This window comes from Salinihabitans flavidus, from assembly GCF_900110425.1.
In the GTDB taxonomy this organism is placed as follows: domain Bacteria; phylum Pseudomonadota; class Alphaproteobacteria; order Rhodobacterales; family Rhodobacteraceae; genus Salinihabitans; species Salinihabitans flavidus.
Map to the genome: position 1 here is coordinate 50,065 of NZ_FODS01000013.1, position 24,335 is coordinate 74,399.

23 protein-coding genes, 1 pseudogene and 1 riboswitch are annotated in these 24,335 nt (G+C 65.8%); of the genes and pseudogenes, 11 read left to right on the forward strand and 13 right to left on the reverse strand.

Annotated elements, in window-relative coordinates; translation table 11 throughout:
* Window positions 1-12 precede the first annotated feature (12 nt).
* Window positions 13-702, forward strand: coding sequence for an ABC transporter ATP-binding protein (locus tag BMW66_RS11525; RefSeq protein ID WP_093118618.1), 690 nt, complete (start codon window positions 13-15; stop codon window positions 700-702).
* Window positions 699-3,227 (forward strand): ABC transporter permease, encoded by a 2,529-nt coding sequence (locus tag BMW66_RS11530; RefSeq protein WP_093118620.1) that lies wholly within the window; start codon window positions 699-701, stop codon window positions 3,225-3,227. Before BMW66_RS11525 ends, BMW66_RS11530 begins: the two co-directional genes overlap by 4 nt.
* 160 nt (window positions 3,228-3,387) lie before the next feature.
* On the opposite strand, the gene gcvP is transcribed toward BMW66_RS11530, so the two are convergent.
* The 4 genes from gcvP to BMW66_RS11550 all read right to left on the reverse strand — a co-directional run bounded on the left by gcvP (window position 3,388) and on the right by BMW66_RS11550 (window position 8,589).
* Window positions 3,388-6,240, reverse strand: a complete 2,853-nt coding sequence (gene gcvP / locus BMW66_RS11535) for an aminomethyl-transferring glycine dehydrogenase (RefSeq protein WP_093118722.1) — start codon at window positions 6,238-6,240, stop codon at window positions 3,388-3,390.
* Window positions 6,241-6,373: 133 nt separating this feature from the next.
* Complete coding sequence (gene gcvH / locus BMW66_RS11540) at window positions 6,374-6,733, reverse strand: glycine cleavage system protein GcvH (RefSeq protein ID WP_093118622.1); 360 nt, start codon at window positions 6,731-6,733, stop codon at window positions 6,374-6,376.
* A 20-nt stretch (window positions 6,734-6,753) separates the two neighbouring features.
* A complete protein-coding gene (gene gcvT / locus BMW66_RS11545; RefSeq protein WP_093118624.1) occupies window positions 6,754-7,878 on the reverse strand; it encodes a glycine cleavage system aminomethyltransferase GcvT in 1,125 nt (374 codons plus the stop codon).
* Window positions 7,879-8,006: 128 nt separating this feature from the next.
* Window positions 8,007-8,094: riboswitch (glycine riboswitch) on the reverse strand.
* Between the two features lie 48 nt (window positions 8,095-8,142).
* On the reverse strand, window positions 8,143-8,589 hold the full coding sequence (locus BMW66_RS11550) for an RrF2 family transcriptional regulator (protein WP_093118724.1): 447 nt from the start codon (window positions 8,587-8,589) through the stop codon (window positions 8,143-8,145).
* A gap of 93 nt (window positions 8,590-8,682) precedes the next feature.
* Between BMW66_RS11550 and BMW66_RS11555 the strand changes: the two genes are divergently transcribed.
* Window positions 8,683-9,246 carry a gamma-glutamylcyclotransferase family protein gene (locus tag BMW66_RS11555; protein WP_093118626.1) on the forward strand — a complete coding sequence of 188 codons (564 nt, stop codon included), beginning with the start codon at window positions 8,683-8,685 and terminating at the stop codon, window positions 9,244-9,246.
* Window positions 9,247-9,302: 56 nt separating this feature from the next.
* Here BMW66_RS11555 and gltX read toward each other — a convergent pair whose 3' ends face one another.
* The 4 genes from gltX to argH form a co-directional block, all read right to left on the reverse strand.
* Window positions 9,303-10,628: a glutamate--tRNA ligase gene (gene gltX / locus BMW66_RS11560; protein ID WP_093118628.1), complete on the reverse strand. Its 1,326-nt coding sequence runs from the start codon at window positions 10,626-10,628 to the stop codon at window positions 9,303-9,305.
* 69 nt (window positions 10,629-10,697) lie between these two features.
* Window positions 10,698-11,015, reverse strand: a complete 318-nt coding sequence (locus tag BMW66_RS11565) for a DUF2834 domain-containing protein (RefSeq protein ID WP_093118630.1) — start codon at window positions 11,013-11,015, stop codon at window positions 10,698-10,700.
* A 234-nt stretch (window positions 11,016-11,249) separates the two neighbouring features.
* On the reverse strand, window positions 11,250-11,402 hold the full coding sequence (locus BMW66_RS20030) for an argininosuccinate lyase (protein WP_139196160.1): 153 nt from the start codon (window positions 11,400-11,402) through the stop codon (window positions 11,250-11,252).
* Window positions 11,399-12,790 carry an argininosuccinate lyase gene (gene argH, locus BMW66_RS11570; protein WP_093118632.1) on the reverse strand — a complete coding sequence of 464 codons (1,392 nt, stop codon included), beginning with the start codon at window positions 12,788-12,790 and terminating at the stop codon, window positions 11,399-11,401. Before argH ends, BMW66_RS20030 begins: the two co-directional genes overlap by 4 nt.
* Before the next feature lie 21 nt (window positions 12,791-12,811).
* Here argH and BMW66_RS11575 point away from each other — a divergent pair, with 21 nt between their 5' ends.
* The 6 genes and pseudogenes from BMW66_RS11575 (at window position 12,812) to yddG (ending at window position 18,148) form a co-directional block, all read left to right on the forward strand.
* Window positions 12,812-13,387, forward strand: coding sequence for a TlpA disulfide reductase family protein (locus BMW66_RS11575; protein ID WP_093118634.1), 576 nt, complete (start codon window positions 12,812-12,814; stop codon window positions 13,385-13,387).
* Window positions 13,388-13,449: 62 nt separating this feature from the next.
* Entirely contained in the window at window positions 13,450-13,839 is a 390-nt protein-coding gene (locus BMW66_RS11580) for a hypothetical protein (RefSeq protein WP_093118636.1), read from the forward strand.
* 285 nt (window positions 13,840-14,124) lie between these two features.
* A complete protein-coding gene (locus BMW66_RS11585; protein ID WP_093118638.1) occupies window positions 14,125-14,967 on the forward strand; it encodes an EAL domain-containing protein in 843 nt (280 codons plus the stop codon).
* Between the two features lie 129 nt (window positions 14,968-15,096).
* Window positions 15,097-16,272 (forward strand): acetyl-CoA C-acetyltransferase, encoded by a 1,176-nt coding sequence (locus tag BMW66_RS11590; protein WP_093118640.1) that lies wholly within the window; start codon window positions 15,097-15,099, stop codon window positions 16,270-16,272.
* Window positions 16,273-16,488: 216 nt separating this feature from the next.
* Entirely contained in the window at window positions 16,489-17,211 is a 723-nt protein-coding gene (phbB, locus tag BMW66_RS11595) for an acetoacetyl-CoA reductase (protein WP_093118642.1), read from the forward strand.
* Window positions 17,212-17,285: 74 nt separating this feature from the next.
* A pseudogene (gene yddG / locus BMW66_RS11600) lies at window positions 17,286-18,148 on the forward strand (aromatic amino acid exporter YddG).
* A gap of 3 nt (window positions 18,149-18,151) precedes the next feature.
* Here the strand turns inward: yddG and BMW66_RS11605 are convergent.
* The 3 genes from BMW66_RS11605 to BMW66_RS11615 all read right to left on the reverse strand — a co-directional run bounded on the left by BMW66_RS11605 (window position 18,152) and on the right by BMW66_RS11615 (window position 19,590).
* The gene (locus BMW66_RS11605; protein ID WP_093118644.1) at window positions 18,152-18,316 is read right to left on the reverse strand and encodes a YdcH family protein; all 165 of its coding nucleotides are present in this window, start codon (window positions 18,314-18,316) and stop codon (window positions 18,152-18,154) included.
* Window positions 18,317-18,602: 286 nt separating this feature from the next.
* Window positions 18,603-19,397 (reverse strand): tRNA1(Val) (adenine(37)-N6)-methyltransferase, encoded by a 795-nt coding sequence (locus BMW66_RS11610; RefSeq protein ID WP_093118646.1) that lies wholly within the window; start codon window positions 19,395-19,397, stop codon window positions 18,603-18,605.
* Window positions 19,375-19,590 (reverse strand): putative signal transducing protein, encoded by a 216-nt coding sequence (locus BMW66_RS11615; protein WP_093118649.1) that lies wholly within the window; start codon window positions 19,588-19,590, stop codon window positions 19,375-19,377. The genes BMW66_RS11610 and BMW66_RS11615 overlap by 23 nt, the downstream gene beginning before the upstream one ends.
* A gap of 56 nt (window positions 19,591-19,646) precedes the next feature.
* Between BMW66_RS11615 and BMW66_RS11620 the strand changes: the two genes are divergently transcribed.
* Window positions 19,647-20,648, forward strand: coding sequence for a polyprenyl synthetase family protein (locus BMW66_RS11620; RefSeq protein WP_093118651.1), 1,002 nt, complete (start codon window positions 19,647-19,649; stop codon window positions 20,646-20,648).
* Between the two features lie 6 nt (window positions 20,649-20,654).
* Here the strand turns inward: BMW66_RS11620 and BMW66_RS11625 are convergent, their stop codons facing one another.
* Window positions 20,655-21,503 (reverse strand): 4-(cytidine 5'-diphospho)-2-C-methyl-D-erythritol kinase, encoded by an 849-nt coding sequence (locus BMW66_RS11625; protein ID WP_093118653.1) that lies wholly within the window; start codon window positions 21,501-21,503, stop codon window positions 20,655-20,657.
* Window positions 21,493-23,136 (reverse strand): tetratricopeptide repeat protein, encoded by a 1,644-nt coding sequence (locus BMW66_RS11630; RefSeq protein WP_245729460.1) that lies wholly within the window; start codon window positions 23,134-23,136, stop codon window positions 21,493-21,495. Before BMW66_RS11630 ends, BMW66_RS11625 begins: the two co-directional genes overlap by 11 nt.
* Before the next feature lie 340 nt (window positions 23,137-23,476).
* On the opposite strand from BMW66_RS11630, the gene BMW66_RS11635 reads away from it, so the two are divergent.
* Window positions 23,477-24,334: a LytTR family DNA-binding domain-containing protein gene (locus BMW66_RS11635; RefSeq protein WP_175483224.1), complete on the forward strand. Its 858-nt coding sequence runs from the start codon at window positions 23,477-23,479 to the stop codon at window positions 24,332-24,334.
* Window position 24,335 lies beyond the last annotated feature (1 nt).

The following is a 24,335-nucleotide window of genomic DNA, read 5'->3' on the forward strand; positions in this document are numbered from 1 at the left end:
GGCACCCCTTTCATGACCCCAATTCTCTCCCTCCAAGATGCGTGCCTTTCACTCAAAGGCAATGCCGGATCGGTGGAAATCCTGCGCGACATCACACTCGATGTGGGGCGCGGCGAAACGCTGGGCCTGACGGGGCCATCGGGGTCCGGAAAGTCCTCTCTTCTGATGCTCATGGGCGGGCTCGAACGCGCCACGAGCGGCACGGTGCGCGCGCTGGACCACGATCTTTCCGCCATGTCCGAGGATCAGCTTGCCCGCCTGCGCCTCGGTCATGTCGGCATCGTGTTCCAGAGCTTTCACCTCATTCCCACGATGACCGCGCTGGAAAATGTCGCGGCTCCGCTGGAACTCGCCGGGCAGCGCGACGCGCTGGACCGCGCACGCGACGAGCTGGCCGCCGTGGGCCTGTCGCATCGCGCCGATCACTACCCCACACAGATGTCGGGCGGCGAACAGCAGCGCGCGGCGCTCGCCCGCGCCTCCGTTCCCCGCCCCGAGATCCTGCTCGCGGACGAGCCGACAGGCAACCTCGACAGCGCCAACGGCGAGGCGATCATCGACCTGCTTTTCGGCCTGCGCGACCGTCACGGCGCCACGCTCGTGCTTGTCACCCATGCCGAGGCGCTGGCCGGGCGCTGCGACCGAATGATCCGGCTGGCCGACGGGCGCATCGCCACCGAAGACCGCGAGGCCGCGGAATGAATCTTGCCACCGCCGCCCGCTTCGCCCGGCGAGAGCTGCGCGGCGGCCTGCGCGGCTTTCGCATTTTCCTTGCCTGCCTCGCCCTCGGCGTCGCCGCCATCGCCGGAATCGGCACCGTCCGCGCCAGCATCGAGGCCGGGATCAGGACCGAGGGCGCCACGCTTCTGGGCGGCGACGCCGAGATGCAGTTCACCTACCGCTTCGCCACCGAAGAAGAGCGCGCCTGGATGAGGCAGACCGCCCGGCGCACCTCCGAAGTGGTCGATTTCCGGTCCATGGCCGTGGTGGATCGCGCCGACGGTGCGGAACGCGCGCTCACGCAGGTGAAGGCGGTCGATGATCTCTATCCGCTCCGGGGGGCGGTCTCGCTCGACCCGGCGATGCCACTCGAGGCCGCCCTCGCCGGGCAAGACGGGCTTCCCGGCGCGGTCATGCACCCGCTTCTGGCCGACCGGCTGGGGCTGAAGACGGGCGAGACGGTCCGTCTCGGCGCGCAACCCTTCATCCTCATGGCCCGTCTGGTGAATGAGCCCGACAGCGCCGCGAGCGGCTTCGCCCTCGGCCCCCGCACCATCGTGGCGACCGAGGCGTTGCAAGGCTCCGGCCTGCTGGAGCCGGGCACGCTCTTCGAGACGAAATACCGGCTCGACCTGCCCGAGGGGGCCGATCTGGACACCATCGGTGCTCAGGCGGAGTCGCGGTTCGAGGACACCGGGCTGCGTTGGCGCGACGCGCGCAACGGTGCGCCGGGCGTGGCCCGCTTCGTGGACCGGCTCGGCGCCTTCCTGGTGCTGGTCGGGCTGTCGGGGCTGGCCGTGGGCGGCGTCGGCGTCAGCTCGGCCATCCGCGCCTATCTCGCGGGCAAGACCGAAACAATCGCCACCCTGCGCAGCCTCGGCGCGGATCGCGGCACCATCTTCGCCACATATTTCTTGCAAATCGGTGCGCTGAGCGTGCTGGGAATCGCGCTGGGGCTGGTGCTCGGGGCCGGAACGCCGCTGATCCTCGCGCCACTGATCGAGTCGGCTCTACCGGTGCCCGCGGTCTTCACCATCCACCCCGCCCCCTTGGCCGAGGCCGCGCTCTATGGCGTATTGACCGCGCTCATCTTCACGCTCTGGCCGCTCGCGCGGACCGAGGATATCCGCGCCGCCACGCTCTTTCGCGATGCCATGTCGTCGGGCCGCGCCCTGCCCGCACCGCGCTACCTGATCGCGCTGGCGCTGCTTCTGGCGCTGCTGGTGGGCGCGGCAAGCTGGCTGTCGGGCTCGGCCATGCTCACGCTCTGGACAACGGGCGGCATCGCCGGCGCGCTCGGGGTGCTGACGCTCGCCGCGCTCGGCATCCGCTGGCTGGCCGCCCGCGCCCGCCCCGCCGCGCACCGCCGCCCGGCCCTGCATTGGGCGCTCGCCGCCATCTCCGGCCCGCGCGAGGGGGCAACACCCGTGGTCCTGTCGCTCGGGCTGGGGCTGTCGGTCCTCGCCGCCGTGGGGCAGATCGACGGCAACCTGCGCGGCGCCATCGCCCGCGATCTGCCCGCTGTCGCGCCCTCCTTCTTCTTCGTCGATATCCAGAAGGACCAGATGGAGGGGTTTCTGGACCGCGTGAGAGGCGATCCGGATGTCACCCGCACCCAGACCGCCCCCATGCTGCGCGGCGTGATCACCCGCATCAACGGCCAGCCCGCGCGCGAGGTGGCAGGCGAACACTGGGTGCTGCGCGGCGACCGGGGCGTGACCTACGCCGCCGCGCAACCCGACAGCACGACCCTCACCGACGGGCAATGGTGGCCCGAAACCTACGACGGCCCCCCGCAGGTCAGCTTCTCGGCCGAGGAAGCCGCCGAAATGGGCCTCGCCCTGGGCGACACGCTCACCGTCAACATACTGGGACGCGACATCACCGCCACGATCACCAGCTTCCGCGAGGTCGATTTTTCCACCGCCGGAATGGGCTTCGTCATGGCAATGAACGAGACGGCGCTCTCGGCCGCACCGCACAGCTTCATCGCCACCGTCTACGCCGACCCCGGGGCCGAGGCCGCGCTGATGCGCGATCTGACCAACGCCTATCCCAATATCACCGCCATCCGCGTGCGCGACGCGATCGATCAGGTCTCCGGCATCCTCGGACAGCTCGCCGCCGCCACCGCCTATGGCGCCGCAGCCACCTTGCTGACCGGCTTTCTGGTGCTGATCGGCGCCTCCGCCGCGGGCCAGCACAGCCGCAGCTACGAGGCGGCGGTGCTGAAAACCCTTGGCGCCACCCGCGCCCGCATCCTGATGAGCTTTGCCATTCGCGCCGCGCTTCTGGGCGCGGGGGCGGGGCTTGTGGCGCTCGCCGCCGGCATCGCGGGCGGCTGGGCCGTGAGCCACCATGTGCTGGAGACGGGCTTCGACGTGATCTGGCCCAACGCGCTGGCCATCGTCGCGGGGGGTATCGCGGCCACGCTTCTGGCCGGGCTGGCCTTCGCCTGGGCGCCGCTCACCGCACGCCCCGCGCACATCTTGCGCGCGCGCGAGTGATTCCGGCTGTTTCCTCTTCTCGGATCAAATATCTCGGGGTCCGGGGCAGAGCCCCGGGGCCTGCGCGGCCTGAGCGCAAACTGACATGCGCCTGCGCGGCCTGAGCGCAAATCATACTGCGTGCGCGAAGGCGCGCCCCGCAAGATCACGCCGCCCGGACCTACTCCGCCGCCTCGGCGTAATCCTCCATCGGTGGGCAGGTGCAGATCAGGTGCCGATCGCCCCAGGCATTGTCCACCCGGTTCACCGGCGGCCAGTATTTGTCCACCCGAAAGGCCCCCGGCGGAAAGCACCCCTGCTCGCGGCTGTAGGGGCGATCCCACTCCCGCACCAGATCCTCCATCGTGTGCGGCGCGTTGGCCAGCGGGTTGTTCTCCCGGTCCATCCGCCCCTCCTCGATGGCGCGGATCTCCTCGCGGATCGCCAGCATCGCGTCGCAGAACCGATCCAGCTCCGCCTTGGACTCGCTCTCGGTCGGCTCCACCATCAGCGTACCGGCCACCGGCCAGCTCATCGTGGGGGCGTGAAACCCGCAATCCATCAGCCGCTTGGCGATGTCGTCCACGCTCACCCCGGCACTGTCGGAGAAGGGCCGCGTGTCGATGATGCATTCATGCGCCACCCGCCCCGTCGGCCCCTTGTAGAGCACGTCATAGGCTCCTTCGAGCCGCCGGGCGATGTAGTTGGCGTTCAGGATCGCCACCCGCGTCGCCTGCGTCAGCCCCTCGCCCCCCATCAGCAGGCAATAGGCCCAGCTGATCGCGAGGATGGAGGCGGAGCCATAGGGCGCGGCGCTCACCGGTCCCTCCTCGCCCCCGCCGTCTTCGGGATGGCCCGGCAGATGCGGCGCCAGATGCGCCTTCACCCCGATCGGCCCCATGCCGGGACCGCCGCCGCCATGCGGGATGGCAAAGGTCTTGTGCAGGTTCAGGTGACTCACGTCCCCGCCGAGATCGCCCGGACGGCTCAGCCCCACCATCGCGTTCATGTTGGCCCCGTCGATATAGACCTGCCCGCCGTGCCGGTGCGTGATCTCGCAGACCTCCATCACCGTTTCCTCGAACACGCCGTGGGTCGACGGATAGGTGATCATGCAACCCGCCAGCGCCTCGGCGTGCTGCTGCGCCTTGGCGCGGAAATCCTCAAGGTCGATATCGCCCCGCTCGTCCGACTTTACCGCCACGACCTTCCAGCCGACCATCTGCGCGCTGGCCGGGTTGGTGCCATGCGCGCTCATCGGGATAAGGCAGACATTGCGGTGCCCCTCGCCGCGGGCCCGGTGATAGGCCGCGATGGTCAACAGCCCCGCGTATTCCCCCTGCGCGCCTGAATTGGGCTGCATCGACAGCGCGTCATAGCCGGTGATCTGGCAGAGCTTGTCGGACAGATCCGCGATCATCTCACGATACCCTTCCGCCTGATCGGCTGGCGCGAAGGGATGCAGCAGCGCGAACTCGCGCCACGAGATCGGCATCATCTCCGCCGCGGAATTGAGCTTCATCGTGCAGGAGCCAAGCGGGATCATCGCCCGGTCCAGCGCCAGATCGCGGTCGCCAAGGCGCCGCATGTAGCGCATCATTTCCGTCTCGGCCCGGTTCATGTGGAAGATCGGATGGGTGAGATAGTCCGAGGTGCGGTGCATCTTCTCGGGCACGCGGTATTCTGGGGTGAAATCATCGTCCTTGCGGGTGATCCCGAAGGCCCGCCAGACCCGTTCCACCGCCTCGGGCCGCGTCGCCTCGTCAAGCGTGATGCCGACGCGGGTCTCGCCCACGCGGCGCAGGTTGATCCGCTCATCCACCGCCGATTTCAGAACCGCCGCCTGAAGCGGGCCGACATCCACCGTGATCGTGTCGAAAAACGCCTTCGGGTCGACCTTGAACCCGGCCTCCTCCAGCCCCTTGGCAAGGCGCACCGTCTTGCGGTGGATGCGCTGCGCGATGGCCTTGAGGCCCTTGGGCCCGTGGAACACCGCATACATCGACGCCATCACCGCCAGAAGCGCTTGCGCGGTGCAGACGTTCGACGTCGCCTTCTCGCGGCGGATATGCTGCTCGCGGGTTTGCAGGGCAAGGCGATAGGCGCGGTTGCCGTGGCTGTCCACGCTCACGCCCACAAGGCGCCCGGGCATCGACCGCTTGAACGCGTCGCGGCACGCCATATAGGCCGCGTGCGGCCCGCCATAGCCCAGCGGCACGCCAAAGCGTTGCGTGCTGCCCACGGCAATATCGGCCCCCATCGCGCCCGGCTCCTTCAGCAGCGTGAGCGCCAGCGGATCGGCGGTCACGATCCCGATGCCCTTGTGCTCGTGCAGCGCGGTGATCTGATCGGTGAAATCGCGCACATGCCCATAGGTGCCGGGATACTGGAAGATCGCGCCGAACACTTGTTCGGCATCGAGCTTTTCGGGGTTGCCCACGATCACCTCGATCCCCAGCGGCGCGGCCCGCGTCTTCATCACGGCGATGTTCTGCGGGTGACAATCGCGGTCCACGAAAAAGGCCGTGGCCTTCGACTTGGCCACCCGCTGCGCCATGGTCATCGCCTCCGCGCAGGCGGTCGCCTCATCGAGCAGCGAGGCATTGGCGATCTCCAGCCCGGTCAGGTCGGACACCATCGTCTGATAATTCAGCAGCGCCTCCAGACGGCCCTGGCTGATCTCCGGCTGATAGGGGGTATAGGCGGTATACCACGCCGGGTTTTCAAGGATGTTGCGCTGGATCGCGGGGGGCGTGACCGTCCCGTGATAACCCTGCCCGATCAGAGAGGTGAACACCTCGTTCTTGGAGGCGGTGATCCGCATGTGATGCAGAAGCTCACGCTCGGACATGGCGCGCCCGGTCTCAAGCGGGGCCTTCTGCCGGATCGAGGCGGGCACCGTCTCGTCGATCAGCGCCTCGAGATCCGCCGCCCCCACGGTTTGCAGCATCTCGGCCATTTCCTCGGGCGAGGGGCCGATATGGCGCCGGTTGGCAAAATCATAGGGCAGGTAGTCTGTCGGTTCGAACGCCATATGCGCGGCCTCCATTGCAAAATCCCGGCGCGGGGCGCCACCGGCGCGACCCGCGCATCCTGTCTGATATCCCCGGACGATCCCGCCGGGTCATATGCCCACGCCGGGGGAGCGAGCACCCGGCAAGAGCAGGTTATCCCACCAATTTCTTGTAGGCGGCCTCGTCCAGGTATTCGTCGAGCTGGCTCATGTCCTCGACCTTGATCTTGAAGAACCACGCATCGCCCATCGGATCCTCGTTCACCTTGCCGGGATCGGTCACGATGACGTCATTGACCTCCACGATCTCGCCATCGAGGGGCGACAGGATATCGCTGGCCGCCTTCACGCTCTCGATCACGCAGACCTCGTCATCCTTGCTGACGACGGTTTCCACCTCCGGCAGCTCGACAAAGACCACATCGCCCAGCTGCTCGGCGGCGTGCTCGGTGATGCCCACGACCACCACGTCGCCCTCGACGCGCATCCATTCGTGTTCCTCGGTGAATTTCATGTCCCGGTCTCCTGTCTGTCTCAACGTTTGAAATTGGCCGGGACATGCGGCAGCCTGACCACATTCACCGGCATCCTCTTGCCGCGCACCTCGCCCCAGAGCGTCGTGCCCTCCGCCCTGCTCTGCTCGGGAACATAGCCCATCGCCACGGGCCCGCCAACACTTGGCCCGAAGCCGCCCGACGACACCGCGCCGATGGCCTCGCCGCCCTCGGGCGCCGCGAAGAGCGCCGTGCCCTCGCGCATCGGCGCCCGCCCCTCGGGCCGCAGCCCGACACGCCGGCGCGGCGCGCCCTCCGCAATCTGGCGCAGGATCGGTGCCGCGCCGGGAAACCCGCCCTCGCGGTCCCCTCCCGCGCGGCGCACCTTCTGGATCGACCAGACCAGCCCCGCCTCGATCGGCGTGGTGCCCGCGTCGATGTCGTGACCGTAAAGGCACAGCCCCGCCTCCAGCCGCAGGCTGTCGCGCGCGCCAAGGCCGATGGCCTCCACCTCGTCCATCTCGATCAATGCGCGCGCCAGCGCCTCCGCCGCCGCCTCGGGCACGGAAATCTCGAACCCGTCCTCGCCGGTATAGCCCGAGCGCGAGATCCAGCACTCCGCCCCCGCGATGTCATGCGTGGCCACATCCATGAACCGCATCTCCGCGACACCCGGCGCCAGCCGCGACAGCGCCGCCTCCGCCTTCGGCCCCTGAAGCGCCACAAGCGCCCGGTCGGTCACCGGCTCCACCGTCACCTCGGCGGGCAGCGCCGCGCGCATCCGCGCGATATCGTCCGCCTTGCAGGCCGCATTGACCACCACGAACAGATGCTCGCCCCGGTTGGCGAACATCAGATCGTCCTCGATCCCGCCGCGCTCATTGGTGAAAAGCCCGTAACGCTGCCGTCCCGGCTCCAGGCCCAGCACATCCATCGGCACCATCGCCTCTAAGGCGCGCGCAATGGTGTCGTAGTCGACCCCGCGCAGAATCACCTGCCCCATGTGGCTCACATCGAACAGGCCCGCCGCCGCGCGCGTGTGCAGGTGTTCCTTCATCACGCCAAGCGGATAGTGCACCGGCATCGCATAGCCCGCGAAGGGCACCATTTTCGCCCCAAGCGCGACATGCAGCCCATGCAGCGGCGTCTCAAGCAGTTCGGTCAAATCCCGCCCCCTTTCCGGCATCCTGAATCCACAGGGCCACCGGCCCCGCGCATGATGCCCCCTCTGTCCTTTCGCCTGAGATCGTTATCCCTTCGGCGGACGCCTTCGCGCCTCTCTCCAGAGTTCTGTGCGGTGAAGCGGTCCCTGCGGCCTGAGAGTTTCCGGGGCGGTTGCTCCTTCGGCACCGGACGTATCCGGTTCTCCCGATTCACCTTGCCGCCAACCTAGAGCGCGGCGCCCCCCGGGGCAAGACCCCGGAGCCATTCAGGCCGGGCAGGCCTTCGGCGCGAGAATATCCAGCAGCGCGCCATTGCCGCAGACCAGCGCATCCAGCGACACCTTGTCGAGCCGCGCATAGAACGCCTCGGCCGCATCCTCCAGCGCCCCGCGCAGCCGGCAGGCGTCGGTCAGCGGGCAGGAATTGTCCACATCGGCAAAGCATTCGGCCATCGGCACCGGCCCCTCCAGCTCGCGGAACACCGCGCCGATCTCGATCTGCGTGGCCGGCCGCGCCAGCATCAGCCCGCCGTTGCGCCCGCGTTGCGTGCTGATAAACCCAAGCTGCGCAAGCCGGTTGATCACCTGCGCCAGATGGTTCTCGGACGCGTTGCAGACGGTCGCGATCTCGGATTTCGTGACCAACTCCCCGTCATGCGCGGCGCAATACATCAGCACCCTGATGGCGATATTGGTTCTCTTTGTGATGCGCACGACCGGCCCGAGCCTCCCCTTTGACCAACCCATTATGCAGATGCCGCGGAGAACCGAATTGACATGGGTCAAACCTGTGGCACCCTGCGGCCCATGACAGTTCCTCATTTCTTCGGCTACGGCAGCCTCGTCAACCGTGCGACCCACACCTATACCGATGCGCACCCGGCCCGGCTTTCGGGCTGGCGCCGCACATGGCGCCATACGGATCTGCGCCCGGTGGCCTATCTGACCGCCATTCCCGACCCGCAGGCGGAAATCGACGGGCTGATCGCGCATGTCCCCGGCGGCGACTGGGCCGCGCTCGACGCGCGAGAGGACGGCTACGACCGCGCCCCTGTCACGCCCGCGGTGCGCCACCCCCGCCCCGATCCCATCGAGATCGCGGTCTACACCGTGCCCGAAGGCAAGCACCCGCGCCCGCTCCGCGAGCAGCCCATCCTGCTAAGCTATCTCGACGTGGTCGTGCAGGGCTACCTGCGCGAATTCGGGGAAGAGGGGGCGGAGGCGTTCTTTCGCACCACCTCGGGCTGGTCGGCCCCCATTGTCGATGACCGCGCCGCGCCCCGCTACCCGCGCGCCCAGAACCTGAGTCGCGGCGAACGCGCCTTCGTGGACGATCAGCTCCGCGCGCTCGGCGCGCATGTGCTGCGCTGATCAACGGGACACGTCCGAAGGCAGCGCCGCCGCCCCCTCGGTGCCATGCTCCGGCCTCAGCCGCGTGCCTTGATCACCTGAAGCAAGGGCATCACCGCCGACATCTCCGGCCCGTGGCTCTGCCCGGTCAGCGCCTTGCGCAGCGGCATGAACAGCGCTCGCCCCTTGCGGCCCGTGGCGGATTTCACCTCCGCCGTCCACTTGCCCCATGTCTCATCGTCGAACGGCCCTTCGGGCAGAAGTGCCATCGCCTGCGCCACGAACTCCCGGTCCTCGTCGTCGATCACCGGCTCCGCGCCATTGGCGAACATCTCCCACCAGGCGGCCAGATCCTTGCGCGTGGTGATATTCTCGCGCGTGACCTCCCAGAACAGCGGCGCAAGATCATCCGGCACGCCCGCCGCCGCCACATCCCCGGCCACCGCTTCCAGCGGCAGATCGTGCAGCACCCGCGCGGTGAGCGTATAAAGATCCTCGACATCGAATTTCGTTGGCGCCGCGCCGAACTGCGACAGGTCGAACCCTTCGGCGATCTCGTCGAGCGAATGGCGCAACTCCACCGGCTGCGACGAACCAAGTCGCGCCATCAGCGACAAGAGCGCCGACGGCTCCACCCCCGCCTCGCGCAGATCGCGCAGCGACAGCACCCCCAGACGCTTGGACAGCGATTCCCCCTGCGGCCCGGTCAGAAGCGAGTGATGCGCGAACTGCGGCACCGATCCGCCCAATGCCTCAATGATCTGGATCTGCGTGGCGGTATTGGTCACATGGTCCGACCCGCGCACCACATGCGTGACCCCCATCTCGGTGTCATCCACGACCGACGCCAGCGTGTAAAGCACCTGTCCGTCGCCCCGGATCAGCACCGGATCGCTCACGCTGGCGGCGTCGATCGACAGATCGCCAAGGATGCCGTCGGTCCACTCGATCCGCTCCTGCCGGAGCTTGAAACGCCAGTGCCCTTCGCCCCGCTCCGCGCGCAGCGCGTCCCTTTCGGCCTCCGACAGGTCGAGCGCCGCGCGGTCATAGACCGGCGGCCGCCCCATGTTGAGCTGCTTCTTGCGCTTGAGGTCAAGCTCGCCCGGGGTTTCGAAACACTCGTAGAAGCGCCCCATTTCGCGCAGCTGGTCCGCCGCCTCCGCATAGCGGTCAAGCCGCTCGGACTGCCGCTCCATCCGGTCCCACGTCAGGCCCAGCCATTCCAGATCCCGCTGGATCGCATCGACATATTCCTGCTTTGACCGCTCCGGGTCGGTGTCGTCGATCCGAAGGATGAACGTCCCCCCCGCCTTGCGCGCGATGAGATAGTTCATCAGCGCGGTGCGCAGGTTCCCGACGTGAATGTATCCCGTGGGCGATGGGGCGAAACGTGTGGTTGTCATGGCTGTCTCCGTATCCGTCGCGCTCATTCCACAATTGCCGCGCCTTGTCCAGAAATCCCGCTCGGACGCCTACCGCACCGGTGCCGACCGCAGGAACAGGTAAAGCGGCAACCCGCAGCTCACCCCGATCAGGAACGTCGCCGGGATCGCCAGCAGCGCGATCCAGTTGCGCCGCACCGCGACCTCCGCCACGATCCAGACCGTCAGCGCCACCGCCGCGATCACCAGATCCCAGTAAAGCCCGGTAGTTGCCGCGCTCACCTTCCACGCTGCAACCAGCCCCGACAGGTCGGCGCCATTGTCCAGCAGCCAGGGCAGGAAATACATCATCGGATGCACCGCCCCCCAGATCGCCAGCCCGAGGAAAATCATCCGCAACGGCGACATGCCCGCTCTCCCTTCATATGGATCGTGCACAGGCTAGCCCCTGCGGGCCGCAGGTCAATCGCCTTTCAGCGTTCGCACCCCGGCCCTGGACGGCAACGCCCGATCTCTTAACGGGGCGGTGAACGCGGGCAATCCGGACTTCGACACCGACGCAATACCGACGTTTTACCGACGTGATACCGAAACGGCTTTTTCAGTGAAAACAGGGCATTAACCCTTATTCGCAGCAAAGGGTCAGAAGACCACCCCGACCTGCGCATTCCCCGACACGGAAACCCCCTCGGGGGCGGTCTCGGCCTGCGCGCCGCGCGTTGGCGCCACCGGCGCCCCATCCACGCCGCAGCCCGCGACAACGGCGGCGATGATCAGGGCCATGAGGGTCTTCATCCCAGACGCTCCTTCCAGCGCGCGACCTGCGCGCGCACCTGCTCCGGCGCGGTTCCGCCATAGGACACGCGGGACGCCACCGAATTCTCGACCCCAAGCACCCCGAACACGTCGGCGGTGATGGCGCCATGCACGCCCTGCATATCCTCAAGGCTCAGATCCGGCAAATCGCAACCTCGTGATTCCGCCAGCGCCACAAGGCTTCCGGTGACATGATGCGCCTCGCGGAAAGGCATGTTCAGCACCCGCACCAGCCAGTCGGCAAGGTCCGTCGCGGTCGAAAACCCGCTGCCCGCCGCCGCGTGAAGCGCCGCGCGGTTGGCCGCCATATCGCGCACCATCCCCTCCATCGCGGCCAGCGCCAGCATGAGGTTGTCGGCGGCGTCGAAGACCTGTTCCTTGTCCTCCTGCATGTCCTTGGAATAGGCCAGCGGCAGCCCCTTCATCACCATCATGAGCGCCACATTCGCCCCGAAGATCCGCCCGATCTTGGCCCGGATCAGTTCGGCGGCGTCTGGGTTCTTCTTCTGCGGCATGATCGACGAGCCGGTGGAGAAACGATCCGACAGGGTGACAAAACGGAACTGCGCCGAGGACCAGATCACAAGCTCTTCGGCCATACGGCTCAGGTGCATGGCGCAGATCGACGCAACCCCCAGAAATTCAAGGGCAAAATCCCGGTCGCTCACCGCGTCGAGAGAGTTGGCTGCGGGCCGGTCGAAGCCCAGATCCCGCGCCGTCGCCTCCCGGTCTATGGGGAACGATGTCCCCGCCAACGCCGCCGCGCCCAGCGGGCATTCGTTCATCCGCGCCCGCGCATCGGCCAAGCGCGACGCGTCGCGGCCGAACATCTCCACATAGGCCATCATGTGATGGCCCCATGTCACCGGCTGGGCCGTCTGAAGGTGGGTGAAGCCCGGCATCACCCAGTCCGCGCCTACCTCCGCCTGCGTCAGAAGGGCGCGCTGCAAAGCCTCAAGGCCGCTCACCGCCGCGTCGATCTGATCGCGCACCCAAAGCTTGAAATCCGTCGCCACCTGATCGTTGCGCGACCGGCCCGTGTGCAACCGCCCGGCCGGCTCTCCAATGATCTCTTTCAGACGCGCCTCCACGTTCATGTGGATGTCCTCCAGCGCGGTGGAAAATTCGAATGTCCCGCCCTCAATTTCTGACAAGACCGTGAGCAGCCCTTCCCGGATCGCTTCGGCATCGTTATCACTCACGATACCCTGTGTCGCCAGCATCGCGGCATGGGCGCGAGAGCCGGCAATATCCTGCGCCGCGAGCCGCTTGTCGAACCCGATCGAGGCGTTGATCGCCTCCATGATCGCGTCCGGCCCCGCGGCGAATCGGCCGCCCCACATCTGGTTCGAGCTGTCTTTGGTCATGGCTAACCCTTCGGAGGGAGAATGAAACGCATCTGGTCCGCGCTGGTTTATACGGCCCTCAGCATCGTTGCAATCGCCGCCACAGTCGCCCCGCTCCATGCCGCCGACCCCGCCGCGCTGGAGGCGCTGCGCGAGGGCGACATGCGCAAGCTCAACTTCCATTCCACCCCGCGCGAGGTGTCCACCGACAGCTTCGAGACCGAGGACGGCCCGATGACACTGGCCGATTACAAGGGCAAGATCGTGCTGCTGAATTTCTGGGCCACATGGTGCGCGCCCTGCCGCAAGGAAATGCCCATGCTGTCCGACCTGCAATCGGAGTTCGGCGGCGAGGAGTTCGAAGTGGTGACACTGGCGACGGGCCGCAACCTCTTGCCCGCCATGAAGAAATTCCTGTCCGAGATCGGCGCCGAGAACCTCCCGCTGCACCGCGATCCGAACATGACGGTGGCGCGCGGCATGGGGGTGTTCGGCCTGCCGGTCACCGTGATCCTCAACCGCGACGGGCAGGAGATCGCGCGCCTTCAGGGTGACGCCGACTGGAACTCGCAAAGCACAAGGGACATTCTGACCGCGCTCATCGACGGCGAGGCATAGGCCCGCATCCCCTTTGACAAACCGCCCTCATCCGCGCCTTATGCTGAAAAGGGGAGGCGCGGATGCCGCTGGAAATCCTGATCGTTCTGTGCGTGGCGGGTATCGCCTCCATTGCCGTGCTGCCGCGCCTTGCCGGACGGTCGGCGCGACGACGCATTGATGATCCGGAGTTTGCACTAGCCGCCTATGATCGCGCATTTCCCGGCACGGACCCGGTGGACGCGACGCTGTCGCGCGATGGCCGCGTCGCACTTGTCCGCACGCGGCGCGGGCCGGGACTGGTCTGGAGCGAACACGCGGGCATCACGGCGCGAGAGCTTGTCGACTTCGACGTGGTCGAGGCACCGCCGGGCCTGCGCATTCATTTCCGCGACCCTGCCGCACCACAGATCGCCATCGCGCTCCATGAGACCGACTTGCGCCATTGGCTCAACCTGATGTCACCGCTCTGATCGTCGGACTTGCCTGTCCGGATGATCGCCTGTGAAGCGATGAAGAAGCAACGCGCGGCCTGTTGAGCCAAGGCCGCAAGGCCGATCCGGACAATGACACCGACGCAATACCGACGTTTTGCCGACGCGATGCAGCCGGCGGTTTTTCATTGATCACAGGTGGTTAACCCCGTCTCGCGCAATTCCGACCGCATCGCCCCATCAATCTCGTCTCAAATTGTTTCCTTAAGCCCGTCTTCACCCTTGCGGCCCTAGCGTGACAGCGATCACAAACAGGAGCTTGCGATGGCTCTCCGCAACAAGGCCCGGATGGCCGATCTGCCGCCCGGCCAGTCGAACCCGCTGGACTATGCCGTGACCAGCCGCGACCGCGCCACGATGGACATGGTGCGCGCCGCGATCACGCACAAGCAGGTCATGCTCGCCTATCAGCCGGTGATGACCGCCCATGAACCTACGCTGCCCGCCTTCTATGAGGGTCTGATTCGCGTTCTCGACGAAACCGGCCGCGTCATCCCGGCCAAGGATTTCATGACCGCCGTGACAACCGATGATCTTGGCCGGCAGCTGGATTGCCTAGCGCTTGAACTGAGCCTTGCCACCCTGATCCGGCAGCCGCAGATCCGGCTTTCGGTGAACATGTCGGCGCGCTCCATCGGATACAAGCGCTGGAACGAAAGCCTGCGTCGCGGGCTGGCACGCAAGCCCGACATCGGCGCGCGGCTGATCCTGGAAATCTCGGAGGAATCGGCGCTGACAATGCCGGAACTGGTGCTGGACTTCATGGATGAACAGCAGCCCAAGGGCATCGCCTTCGCTTTGGACGATTTCGGCGCGGGCCTGACATCCTTTCGTCATTTCAAGGAGTTCTTCTTCGATATTCTGAAACTCGACGGTCAGTTTTCGCGCAACATCGAGCATGACACCGAGAACCAGAGCATTGCCGGTGCCATTGCCACCATTGCCCGGCAGTTCGACATGTACAGCGTGGCCAGCCGGGTGGAAAATCCCGGCGACGCGGCAACCCTGTCGTCGCTTGGGTTTGACTGCCTTCAGGGGTTTCTGTTCGGCGCCCCCTCGGTCACGCCGCCGTGGAAAATGCCAAGGGGGCGCACCAACGTGGCCTGACCCGACCATGAAAGCTGCGCATCGTGCGGCGGCGGCGACATTCTTGCCGCAATGCGGCAAATCCGCTATGAGATGATGCAACGTTGGGCACCGCGCCCAAGGTCTCGTCACATTGCAAAGGAATTGCCAATGACCAATATCGTGATCGCCTCTGCCGCCCGCACCGCCGTGGGCAGCTTCAGCGGCTCTTTCGCAAATACGCCCGCGCATGACCTTGGCGCCGCCATGCTCGAAGCCATCGTGGAACGTGCCGGTATCGACAAATCCGAGGTGTCCGAGACCATCCTTGGTCAGGTGTTGACCGCCGGTCAGGGTCAGAATCCGGCCCGTCAGGCGCATATCAACGCCGGCTTGCCGATCGAAAGCGCCGCCTGGGGCATCAATCAGGTCTGCGGCTCCGGTCTGCGGGCTGTGGCTCTTGCCGCCCAGCATATTCAGCTTGGCGATGCCGCCATCGTGGCCGCCGGCGGACAGGAGAACATGACTCTGAGCCCCCATGCCGCCTACCTCCGCGCGGGCGTCAAGATGGGCGATATGAAGTATATCGACACCATGATTCGCGATGGCCTCTGGGATGCGTTCAACGGCTATCACATGGGCCAGACTGCGGAGAATGTCGCCGAGAAGTGGCAGATTTCCCGCGACATGCAGGACGAATTCGCCGTCACCAGCCAGAACCGGGCCGAGGCGGCGCAGAACGCGGGCAAGTTCGATGACGAGGTGATCCCTTTCACTGTCAAGACGCGCAAGGGTGAAATCGTGGTGAACAAGGATGAGTACATCCGCCACGGCGCGACCATGGATGTGATGCAAAAACTGCGCCCTGCATTCGCCAAGGACGGGTCCGTGACCGCCGCGAACGCCTCTGGCATCAACGACGGTGCGGCGGGTGCACTGCTCATGAGCGCGGATGAGGCCGAGAAGCGCGGGATCGAACCCCTTGCGCGCATCGCTTCCTATGCCACGGCCGGAATCGACCCGTCGATCATGGGCGTGGGCCCGATTCAGGCCAGCCGCAAGGCACTTGAGAAGGCCGGTTGGTCCGTCGGGGATCTCGACCTTGTGGAAGCCAACGAAGCCTTCGCCGCGCAGGCATGTGCAGTCAACAAGGACATGGGCTGGGATCCGGAGATCGTGAATGTCAATGGCGGCGCGATTGCCATCGGCCACCCAATCGGCGCAAGCGGCGCGCGAATCCTCAATACCCTTCTGTTCGAAATGAAGCGCCGGAATGCCAAGAAGGGCCTCGCCACGCTATGCATCGGAGGCGGCATGGGCGTGGCCATGTGCCTTGAGCGCCCGTAGCAGTCAGATACCACCAGATCACGCGATGGCGGGCGAAAGCCCGCCCTCGCGACAAGACGCCTCAGCGGCGTCTTTTTTTTGGGCTGCTACATGTTACTGTCAAAGAAATCATGGAGAAATCACCCGGATTGGATTTATGTGCGCAACATTATTGCACTCCGGGGTAATTATGCGTAACAGAATTACCTGAAAACCACACTAGATTGGAGGAACACCATGGCCAGAGTAGCACTTGTCACCGGCGGCTCGCGCGGCATCGGCGAAGCGATTTCCAAGGCACTGAAAGCCGACGGCTACACCGTCGCCGCGACATATGCTGGCAATGATGAGAAGGCGGCGGCCTTCAGCGACGCCACCGGCATCAAGACCTACAAGTGGAACGTGGCCGACTACGAGGCGAGCCAGGCCGGCATCGCCAGGGTCGAGGAAGAGCTTGGCCCCATCGACATCGTGGTGGCCAATGCCGGCATCACCCGCGACGCACCGTTTCACAAGATGACACCGGAGCAATGGAAAGAGGTGATCGACACCAACCTGACCGGCGTGTTCAACACCATTCACCCGATCTGGCCCGGTATGCGCGAGCGCGGCTTCGGACGGATCATCGTCATCAGCTCCATCAACGGTCAAAAGGGACAATTCGCGCAGGTGAACTACGCCGCGACGAAGGCAGGCGATCTTGGGATCATCAAGTCACTGGCACAGGAGGGCGCTGCAAAAGGCATCACCGCGAACGCCATCTGTCCCGGCTATATCGCCACTGAAATGGTCATGGCCGTGCCGGAGAAGGTGCGCGAAAAGATCATCAGCATGATCCCCGCCGGGCGGTTGGGGGAGCCGGAAGAAATCGCGCGCTGCGTGACATTTCTCGCGTCAGACGACTCGAGCTTTATCAATGGCTCGACCATCTCGGCCAATGGGGGCCAGTTTTTCGTATAGGTCTTGCGTCCGGGGGATAATCCGGGTTTCTGGGCGTCTGAAGAAGACGCTGCCGGAAGAGTTCCCACCGCATGATCCGCCGCCCCCGCGCCACGCTGATTGGCTTTGTCGCTGTGCTTCTCTGGGCGTTGCTGGCGCTGTTCACTGTCGGAACTGAGCCAGCGCCGCCGCTGTTGCTCAATGCGATCTGTTTCACGCTGGGCGGGACGCTTGGGGCGATATGGACCGCGCGGAATGGCGGGATCGCGCGATTGCACGGATTGTCATGGCGCGTCTATGCGTTTGGCACGATTGGCCTTTTCGGGTATCACGCGCTGTATTTCAGCGCCCTGCGCCTTGCCCCACCGGCGCAGGCCGGGCTGATTGCCTACCTCTGGCCGCTTCTGATCGTGATCTTTTCCGGCCTCCTGCCCGGAGAGCGGCTTCGCCCCGGGCACCTGCTGGGGGCGCTGTGTGGCTTCGGGGGGCAGCGTTGATCATCGGGGGCGGTGGTGAGGGGATCGACCCGGCCGCCCTTCCCGGATACCTGCTGGCATTGGGCTGCGCGGTGACATGGTCGGGCTATTCGGTTCTGTCGCGCCGGATGGGGCATGTGCCGACAGAGGCGGTGACGATCTTTTGCCTTGCCAGCGCGATCCTGTCGGCCGTTCTCCACCTGTTGTTTGAAAAAACCGTTTGGCCACAAGGTGTTATCGGATGGTCCTCGGCGCTAGCGCTGGGGCTTGGGCCGGTTGGATTAGCGTTCTATGTCTGGGATGTGGGCATGAAGCGCGGCGATATTCAGCTTCTGGGCACACTGGCCTATGCTGCCCCGCTGCTCTCCACCGGGGTTCTTGTCCTAATTGGAATCGCCGCACCAAGCTGGTCGCTGGCGCTGGCGGCCCTACTGATCACGGGTGGCGCGGCACTGGCCGCGCGCACCAGTTTCCGCGCCTGACGATCAGATCGAAAGGCGTGCGATCTCTTCCTTGAGGCGGAGTTTTTGTTTTTTTAATTCAGCGACTTGCAGGTCATCCACACTCGGGGAGCGCTGCGCGGCCTCGACCTTCTCGGAAAGGGTTTCGTGCTTGCGCTTCAATTCCTGCAAATGCGAACTCAGGCTCATGGGAGATCCTCCTCTGGGTTGCTGTTCGGCCCCATCAGTGCAGCACAAAAGATCTGATCTGTCACGTTCCAATCGTTGAAAATCTGCAACAGATCGGAATCTTGCCGACAGTTCTCCCCCAGCGTCAAAAAACTGTTTCAAACACCTGAGTCCGTCCCCGTCGGCGAATCAGGGTTAACGTCCTGACATCGCGGAAAAACCCGGTTTCGGTATCACGTCGGTAAAACGTCGGTATTGCGTCGGTATGGTGTGCCGACATTCGCCGGGTTAACGCTCCGCGCGTTGCCTAATCTTCCGCGAGAGGCAGCGCCGCGCCATCGCGCAGGACTGCGCGGATCGGCAGGGTGTAGCTTTCGCGGTCTTCGTCGTGACGATCCCCCGCGTGCATCACCACCCCGGCATGAAGCCGGAACGCCGCGCGCCCGCCCTTGCGCGCGCGGCAGATCACCAGAGACGCCGCCCGCCCGGCGCGCGGCAGAAGCGGGATCACCTCCACCGATCCGAGCCGTGCCGAAAGCGCGGCGAGCAGATCGGGCAGGCGTTCGGCCCGGTGGATGAAACTGGCATGTCCCTTCGGCGCGAGCCGCCGCGCCGCCACCTCGACCCAAGCGGCCAGCGGCGTCGCCTCTCCCATCGCGACCTCGCGGCCGGTATCCTGCGCGGGGGTGCTGGCGGTGCGCGAAAAATAGGGGGGGTTGGCGATCACGTGATTGAATCGCCGCTGGCGCAGGTCGGGCGGCAGGGCGGCAAGGTCGGCCTCCTCCACGACCATCTCCACACCGTTCAGCGCCGCGTTCTCGCGTGCAAGCGCGGCATACCCCGGCTGCACCTCCACCCCGGTGAGCGACAGGCCCGGCACCCGCGCGCCCAGACACAGAAGCGCCGTGCCCACGCCGCAGCCCAGCTCCAGCACCGATTGTCCGGCCCGCGCGGGCACGGAGGCGGCGAGCAGGACCGGATCCACCCCGGCGCGATAGCCGCGCGCGGGCTGTCGCACACGCAGCCGCCCGCCGAGAAAGCCATTCTCGGTGATCGCCGCCGCCGGTGCGGCGCGCGGATCAGGCGCCGGTGGGAAGGTCATTGTCGCGCATCACACGCTGGGCGCGCTCATGATCCTCGGCCCGCACCATCATGCGGCGCGGCAATATGCCGATGGAGCCTTCGAGCACGCTCATATTTACGTCCATTTCAAAGCAGTCTATACCCTCGCCTCTGAGAAGGGCGGAGGCAAAGGCGATGACCGTCGGGTCGTTGCTGCGCAGAAGCTCTTTCATAACGGGGATGTAAGGGCGGGGGCGCGGCAATGTCGAGTCCCCGTGACAGGAGTGTGATGAGCCTGGACCGCGCTGCCACCAAACCGCATGAGGCGCTGAGCGCCATTCTGTCCGAGGACATGGACGCCGTGAACGCGCTGATCCGGGCGCGCATGGCCTCTGAACACGCGCCGCGCATACCGGAGGTGACGGCGCATCTTGTCAACGCGGGGGGCAAGCGGCTTCGACCGATGCTGACACTCGCGGCGGCGCGCATTTGCGGCTATGACGGCCCGTATCATGTGCATCTGGCCGCCACGGTGGAGTTCATCCACACCGCCACGCTTCTGCATGACGACGTGGTGGACGAAAGCGCGCAGCGGCGCGGGCGGCCCACGGCGAACCTTCTGTGGGACAACAAATCCTCTGTGCTGGTCGGGGATTACCTGTTTTCGCGGTCCTTCCAGTTGATGGTGGAGACCGGCAATCTTCGGGTGCTCGACATTCTGGCCAATGCCTCGGCCACGATCGCGGAGGGCGAGGTGCTGCAACTGACGGCGGCGCGGGATCTGCGCACCGACGAGGATGTGTATCTCAAGGTCGTGCGCGGCAAGACCGCGGCGCTTTTCTCCGCGGCGACGGAGGTGGGGGGCGTGATCGCCGGTGCGGACGACGCGCAGGTGCAGGCGCTGTTCGACTATGGCGATGCGCTTGGTATCGCGTTCCAGATCGTCGATGACCTGCTCGATTATCAGGGCGATCCGAAGGCCACGGGCAAGAACGTGGGTGACGATTTCCGCGAACGCAAGCTGACGCTGCCGGTGATCAAGGCGGTGGCGCTGGCCGATGGCGAAGAGCGCGCCTTCTGGCAGCGGGTGATCGAGAAAGGGCGTCAGGAAGAGGGCGACCTCGATCATGCGCTGACGCTGCTGCACCGGCATGGCGCGCTGGAGGCGACGCGGGACGATGCGCTGTCATGGGCGGCCAAGGCCAAGACGGCGATGCAGACCCTACCCGAGAGCGAGCTGCGCACGCTTCTCATCGCGCTGAGCGATTACGTGGTGGCGCGGGTCAACTGACGCCGTTCAGGCGGCGCCTGTGTCCCGCAGGATCGCGCCGGAGGCCACCCACCAGCCGGGGTGCGCGGCCTTGAGCGTCTCGGCAAGCCCCGCCCCCTGCCCCGCTGGCAGCAGCGCATAGCAGGTGGCGCCCGACCCCGACATGGCGGCATGAAGCGGTTTTTCGGCCCGCAGGACGCGCAGCACATCGGCGATCGCGGGCTGCACCCGGATCGCGGGCGCCTCAAGATCATTGCGCATCGTGCCCAGCCATTCGGCCAGCGCGGCGGCATCGGGCCAGCGGGGCAGCTCTTCCGGCATGGGTGAGCGGTCGCGGCGCGTCAGGGCACCGAACACCGCTGGCGTGGGGACCGGCAGGCGCGGGTTGACCAGCACCAGATCGGCGGTGGGCAGATCGGGTACCGGGCAAAGCCGCGCGCCCACGCCCCGTATCCGCTGCGGGCGCGGGGTCATGCAGACCGGCACATCGGCCCCGAGCGGCAGGGTCTCCTCCGGAGAGGGCAGCGGCACATCCCAGAGCGCCGAGAGCGCGCGTAGCGCCGCCGCCGCATCCGAAGACCCGCCGCCGATGCCGGAGGCCACCGGCAGACGTTTGGTCAGCATCATCGCCGCGCCCCGCGAGAGATCGAGAAACCGCGCCGCCCGCATCACGAGGTTGGAGGCGTCATCGGGCACCCCCGCCGCCATCGGGCCATCGACACGCAGGCTCAGCCTGTCGGCCGGCGCGGCGCTCAGGGTGTCGCCGACATCGCAGAACACCACCAGCGAATCGAGCAGGTGATAGCCATCGGCGCGCTGGCCGGTGACATGCAGTGTCAGGTTGATCTTGGCCGGGGCGAACGCCTCAGTTGCCATTGACCAGCAACAGCGGCGGTTCGCCCTCTTCCTCCAGCACGCGGTCGAGACCGACCTCAAGCTTGCGGCGGATGCGGTCGGGCTTGGCCTCTTCGGCGCTGTCCTCGTCCACGAAGCTGAGCGCGCGGCGCCATTGGAATTCCGCCTCCAGCTTGCGGCCCACGGCCCAGTAGACATCGCCCAGATGGTCGTTCACCACCGGATCGGTGGGCAGGAGTTCGGCGGCATGTTCCATGTGTCCCACGGCCTCGGGGTAACGGCCCAGCCGGTAGAGCACCCAGCCCAGCGAATCGACGATGAAGCCGCTGTCGGGACGGGCCGCGACCGCCTCTTCGATCATCGCCAGTGCCTCATCGAGCTTGATCTGCTTTTCCACCATGGAATACCCGAGATAGTTGAGCACGAGAGGCTGACCGGGATTGAGTTCCAGCGCGGCGCGGAAATCGGCCTCCGCCTGCTCCCATTGATCGAGGCGTTCATGGCTGATGCCGCGGGCGTAGAAGATGAACCAGCGGTTGTTGTCCTCCTCGTCCGACTTCTCCAGCGCGCGGTCATAGGCGGCGACGGCGGCGGCGAAATCCTTTTCCTGACGCATCAGGTCGCCGAGCGAGGAATGAACCGTGGGAATATCGCCATGTGTGCGGGCGAGTTGTTCCAGCACCTCGACGGCGGCATCGGGGCGATCCGACCGGCGCAGCGCCTCGGCGCGGCCCAGTTCGGCGGCATGAAACGCCGGATGATCGGCGGGCACGCGGCGATAGGCGGCGGTGGCAAGCTCGTGACGTTCAAGTTGCTCTAGCAGGTTGGCGCTCAGCAAAAGGGCATCGACGTGATCGGGCCGCAGGTATTCGGCCACGCGGGTATAGACGAGGGTGTAATTCGGCTCTGCCTCGGCCTGAAGCGCGCCGGCGACGGAATAGAACACCTCGGCCATGCCGTCGCGGGCGCTGCGCACATGGGTGAAAGGCAGCATCTCGCCAGCCACCAGACGCTCGCGCATGTCGCGCAGCGCCGGATCGAGCCCGCCGCCGAAGGTGTCGTCGAGCATGGCAACCGCATCCTCGTTGCGGTCAAGCTGACTCAGCACCTCAAAGCGCGCCATGGCGCCGCGGCGGGTCATCTGGATGGCGCCGGCCTGATCGCTGGCATAGATCTCCTCGGCGCCTTCGAAATCACCGACCGAGGCCAGCGCCAGCGCCTTGTGATATGCGGCGAATCCCGCCAGACCACGCTGCTCGGCCACCTCGTCGAACGCTTCAAGCGCGCCGGACATGTTGCCGCTGCCGATCTGGGCCCATGCGGCCACCAGTCCATCCACCAGCGGGCCGGTGCCGAACTCCGGCTTCATGCGCGCGAGCACCGCGTCATAGTCCCCCTCCGCGATCAGGCTTGCGGTGACGGCCATATGAGCGATCTGGCTGTCAAGCTCATCGGACTCCATCTTCCGGGCGATCGGCACGGCCTTTTCGAACTGCCCCAGCGACATATGAGACAACAGCGCATTGTCGAGCAGGATCGGATTGGACGGATCACGCGCCAGCGCGCGGGTGTAATACTCCGCCGCGGCGCGGTAGTCGCTGGCGATCACCGCCTGGCGCCCGGCGAGATAGGGGCCGGCCAGTCCCTGCGCCAAGGGGGCGACGGGAACCGTTCCAAGACACAAGGCAACGGCGAATAATGCGAAATTCAATGGGGAACGGACGGGCACGCGGATCTCCGTGACGGGGGATTTGAACCTGACACTACTGCCGCGCGACGTGCCCTGCAATGCGGGACGGCATCGAAATGCCGCCCCTAACCAATAGTTTACTGATACAAACCCACTCATCAACATTCCGGCCACAGATATAATCAATCCTGCGTTCCGGATCACTCACAATCACCAAGACTATTCCAAAGGGCGGTGATCGTGCTATGACACCTTCGCAAAGCCGTTAATTTATTCGTAGATGAATGAAAGTTACAATTTCACGATGCGTGACTTTTCAAGCAATCTCCGCCGCAGGCTCGCCCCCGGCCGAACGGTGATTCCTTTCTTCGGAGCGCTTGCCCTGCTGACGCTGACGGGACCGTTCGGCACATTCTGGGATTTCGGATTTTGGGAGCGATTGACCTATTGGTCAATCATGCTGGCGGGGCCCGGCGTTTTCATTCATGTCTGCACCGGCTATCTGTTCGGATTGGCCGGGCAAAACCTGCTATCGAAATCCGCCTTCGTTCTGCTGGGCTCCGCCCTGGGCGCGATACCGGGCGCCGCGGTCGTGATCTTCAGCAACGCCCAGTTCCGCGACCACGGCATCGACGCAAGCCTGTTTCCGCAATTCTGGTTTTATGTGACCATGATCGGCACGATGATTACCGGCGTTCAATATCTTGCCCCGGCCATGATCGAACGCCGCCTGCGCTCAGAGATGCGGGGCGGGGACGCCGCCGGCGTGCGGCCCGACGCCCTGCTATCGCCCCCCGCCAACGTGGATGACACGCCGGGCGCGCTGCCCCGTCTGTATCACCGCCTGCGCCCGAACGTTCGCGAGGGGCGCATCATCTCCCTGTCGATGCAGGATCACTATGTCGCGGTGACGACCGAAACCGGAACCGAGCTGATCCTGATGCGGCTATCGGATGCCATTGACCTTCTCGACGGTCATCCCGGCGCGCGCACCCACCGCTCGCACTGGGCCGCCCAGGCCTTCGCGCAATCGCTGAGCCGGGACGGGCGGCGGCACCTGCTGCATCTTTCCGACGGGCGCAGCCTGCCGGTGAGCGCCTCTTACCGCAAGATGGTTCTGGCAATGCTGGAGGAAAAGGAGGCGGGCCTCGCCGCCTCCTGAT

Bases quoted from the DNA above. Each gene is read 5' to 3' on its own strand.
- BMW66_RS11525 (WP_093118618.1), top strand. From the start codon at position 13: ATGACCCCAATTCTCTCCCTCCAAGATGCGTGCCTTTCACTCAAAGGC.
- BMW66_RS11530 (WP_093118620.1), top strand. From the start codon at position 699: ATGAATCTTGCCACCGCCGCCCGCTTCGCCCGGCGAGAGCTGCGCGGC.
- gcvP (WP_093118722.1), bottom strand. From the start codon at position 6,240: ATGGCGTTCGAACCGACAGACTACCTGCCCTATGATTTTGCCAACCGG.
- gcvH (WP_093118622.1), bottom strand. From the start codon at position 6,733: ATGAAATTCACCGAGGAACACGAATGGATGCGCGTCGAGGGCGACGTG.
- BMW66_RS11555 (WP_093118626.1), top strand. From the start codon at position 8,683: ATGACAGTTCCTCATTTCTTCGGCTACGGCAGCCTCGTCAACCGTGCG.
- gltX (WP_093118628.1), bottom strand. From the start codon at position 10,628: ATGACAACCACACGTTTCGCCCCATCGCCCACGGGATACATTCACGTC.
- BMW66_RS11565 (WP_093118630.1), bottom strand. From the start codon at position 11,015: ATGTCGCCGTTGCGGATGATTTTCCTCGGGCTGGCGATCTGGGGGGCG.
- BMW66_RS20030 (WP_139196160.1), bottom strand. From the start codon at position 11,402: ATGAAGACCCTCATGGCCCTGATCATCGCCGCCGTTGTCGCGGGCTGC.
- argH (WP_093118632.1), bottom strand. From the start codon at position 12,790: ATGACCAAAGACAGCTCGAACCAGATGTGGGGCGGCCGATTCGCCGCG.
- BMW66_RS11575 (WP_093118634.1), top strand. From the start codon at position 12,812: ATGAAACGCATCTGGTCCGCGCTGGTTTATACGGCCCTCAGCATCGTT.
- BMW66_RS11580 (WP_093118636.1), top strand. From the start codon at position 13,450: ATGCCGCTGGAAATCCTGATCGTTCTGTGCGTGGCGGGTATCGCCTCC.
- BMW66_RS11585 (WP_093118638.1), top strand. From the start codon at position 14,125: ATGGCTCTCCGCAACAAGGCCCGGATGGCCGATCTGCCGCCCGGCCAG.
- BMW66_RS11590 (WP_093118640.1), top strand. From the start codon at position 15,097: ATGACCAATATCGTGATCGCCTCTGCCGCCCGCACCGCCGTGGGCAGC.
- phbB (WP_093118642.1), top strand. From the start codon at position 16,489: ATGGCCAGAGTAGCACTTGTCACCGGCGGCTCGCGCGGCATCGGCGAA.
- BMW66_RS11605 (WP_093118644.1), bottom strand. From the start codon at position 18,316: ATGAGCCTGAGTTCGCATTTGCAGGAATTGAAGCGCAAGCACGAAACC.
- BMW66_RS11610 (WP_093118646.1), bottom strand. From the start codon at position 19,397: ATGACCTTCCCACCGGCGCCTGATCCGCGCGCCGCACCGGCGGCGGCG.
- BMW66_RS11615 (WP_093118649.1), bottom strand. From the start codon at position 19,590: ATGAAAGAGCTTCTGCGCAGCAACGACCCGACGGTCATCGCCTTTGCC.
- BMW66_RS11620 (WP_093118651.1), top strand. From the start codon at position 19,647: ATGAGCCTGGACCGCGCTGCCACCAAACCGCATGAGGCGCTGAGCGCC.
- BMW66_RS11625 (WP_093118653.1), bottom strand. From the start codon at position 21,503: ATGGCAACTGAGGCGTTCGCCCCGGCCAAGATCAACCTGACACTGCAT.
- BMW66_RS11635 (WP_175483224.1), top strand. From the start codon at position 23,477: ATGCGTGACTTTTCAAGCAATCTCCGCCGCAGGCTCGCCCCCGGCCGA.